Here is a 2,586-nt window from a genome sequence, read left to right as displayed (position 1 = left end):
GGTAAACGTCATCAGGTTTGTCGGCGGGGTGTCATCACTCGGATTGAGAAGGTCAGTCAGGCTTTCAATAGTGAGCCGGGAAAAGGTCTCGTGGGGTGCGCTGCGCACAGTATCCATCACCGAGCCGGCGACGGCCATCGTCTCAAAACGCAGAGAAATCTGGTCGGAAGCGAAGCCACCATATTCGCTCCTCACATCCTCCAAGGCGTCCCACAAGGTTTTTTCCTCAGCGTGGAGCCCGGCGGCGAGGCAGGCCAGGTAAAGCCCGGCAGAAATACCGTCCTTGTCCCGCACCGTCTCCGGGTTCACCAAATAACCGAGGGCTTCCTCGTAGCCGAAGATGAGTCCCGGGATGCGAGAGATCCACTTAAAACCTGTGGGGGTGTCTTGGGGGGTGAGTGAATGCTGTTGGGCAATTGCCGCGGCAATCGGTGAGCTCACCATGCTGAAACCGATCACTCCGTCCTTGCCTTGAGAGACAGCATCCTTCGCCTTCGCCGAGGCGAGGATTGCCCCCAGTTCGTTGCCGGAGAGCGTCTGCCAACCGGCGCCGTCGGGGAGGGGAAGGGCGACGGCGAGACGATCAGCATCGGGGTCGTGGGCAATAATCAGGTCGGCGCCCACCGCGGAGGCTTTCTTGAAAGCTAAATCGAGTGCACCGGGTTCTTCGGGGTTGGGAAAAGACACCGTCGGAAAATCAGGGTCTGGGGCGAACTGTTCGTCCACCGGATGTAGCGTCGAAAAACCTGCATCGGCCATCAGTGAGAGGAAGACTTCACCGCCAACACCGTGCATGGGGGTGTAACAAATCGATAGTGAAGAGCGCCCCTCATCTGTGAGGGTCTGAGCAAGGGCCAGTGTGGCCTCCTGGTAGGCCTCAATCACGTCTTTGACTGCCGTGTCGTAGTCGTGGGAGCGGGCCATCATCGATGCCCGTTCGATCTCGTGGGAGGCCATGATGGCGCGGTGGATGTCAGAATCTGCCGGCGGAACAATTTGAGAGCCGTTGTCGCCTCCCCCCAAATACACTTTGTAGCCGTTGTCGGCCGGGGGGTTGTGGCTTGCCGTCACCATTACGCCGGCGTCAACATCTAAATGGCGAACAGCGAAGGCAAGAACCGGGGTGGGTGTCACCTGGTCGAAAAGTACCACCCGCACTCCCATGGCTTGGAGGATTTCGGCGGTGTCCTTGGCGAAGACGTCAGAGTTGTGTCGGGCGTCGAAACCCACCACAACAGATGGCGCTCGGGGGGAGTGTTTCTCTGTCAAGAAACGACCTAAGCCGTGGGCGGCGTGGGACACCACCACTCGGTTCATGCGCGCAGGCCCGGCGCCAATCTCCCCGCGGAGGCCCGCCGTACCAAACGTGAGGTGGCCGCTAAAGCGCGAACGAAGCTCCACTAACGCTGAATGATCGTGGCCTTCTACTGCTTCCACTAGAGCTTCGAGCTGAGCTTTGGTGGTCGGATCTGGATCTTGCCCGATCCACGAGCGTGCCTGGTCGAGTAGCTCGGTGTTTTCGGCGTTCACAGCGCCACAACTACTTTCGCCAACATGTCACCGATGACCGCTTCTGCGTCTTTGCCGGCCTGAATGACCTCTTCGTGGCTAAGCGGTGAATCACTGATTCCTGCCGCCAGGTTGGTGATCAGTGAGAAGCCGAGAATTTCCATTCCGGCTTCCCTGGCGGCAATCGCTTCAAGAGCCGTGGACATGCCCACAATGTGGCCACCCATTGTTTTGGCCATCTGAACTTCGGCCGGGGTTTCGTAGTGCGGGCCTCGAAACTGAACATAGACACCTTCATCGAGGTCCTGTTTGACGCTTCTTGCGACATCCCGGAGGCGGGTCGAATACAGGTCGGTCAGGTCGATAAAAGTCGCCCCCTCAAGCGGTGATGCTGCGGTGAGGTTCAGGTGGTCGCTAATCAGCACAGGAGTTCCGGGGCTCCAGTGGCTTTTGATTCCCCCCGCGCCGTTTGTGAGGACCATTACTTTGGCGCCAGCAGCCGCTGCGGTTCGTACCGAGTGCACGACCCGTCTCACGCCGTGGCCTTCATAAAAGTGCGTCCTCGCGCCAATGATGAGGGCGTGTGAACCATCGGGTAGCGCGACACTTCGAAGTGTTCCGACGTGGCCTTCCACGGCAGGGGCCGAGAAGCCCACCACGTCACTGGCAGGAATTTCGGCAACCGTTTCGCCCATCACATCGGCGGCTTTTGCCCAGCCAGAGCCCAGCGTGCAGGCAATCCGGTGAGACGCCACACCGGTTTTTTGCGCGATTTGGGCTGCGGCCTCGCGGGCCACCTCAAAAGGATCGGTGGTGGGGTCATCGAGAGGGTGTGCGGTCGTTGTCATGACTCCAGCCTAAGCCGAACAGTTATGCCGTGATGTGCCCACACTGGCCAGGGAGGACTAGCGGCTAAAGGGAGCGGATCCAGTCCCACTCTGCGGCAAGCCCATCGCGCAGCGACCATTGGGGTTGGTAGCCAAGTTCAGCTTGGGCTTTCGCAATGGCTCCCTTGGTTTCTTTCTGGTCGCCCGCTCGGGCCGGTTCGTAGCGCACGTCGAGTGTCACACCGGTGAC

2 protein-coding genes are annotated in these 2,586 nt (G+C 59.8%); both read right to left on the bottom strand.

Annotated features, from left to right (window positions below):
• On the bottom strand, positions 1-1,530 hold a 1,530-nt coding region (locus tag RI518_RS07670; protein WP_310689793.1), incomplete at its 3' end, for a phospho-sugar mutase.
• Positions 1,527-2,357 (bottom strand): purine-nucleoside phosphorylase, encoded by an 831-nt coding sequence (locus tag RI518_RS07665; RefSeq protein ID WP_310689792.1) that lies wholly within the window; start codon positions 2,355-2,357, stop codon positions 1,527-1,529. The genes RI518_RS07670 and RI518_RS07665, both read right to left, overlap by 4 nt.
• Between the last annotated feature and the right edge of the window lie 229 nt (positions 2,358-2,586).

The sequence above is a fragment of the Pontimonas sp. genome, from assembly GCF_031581085.1.
Lineage (GTDB): Bacteria > Actinomycetota > Actinomycetes > Actinomycetales > Microbacteriaceae > Pontimonas.
This window is presented reverse-complemented; position numbering and strand designations above follow the sequence as displayed.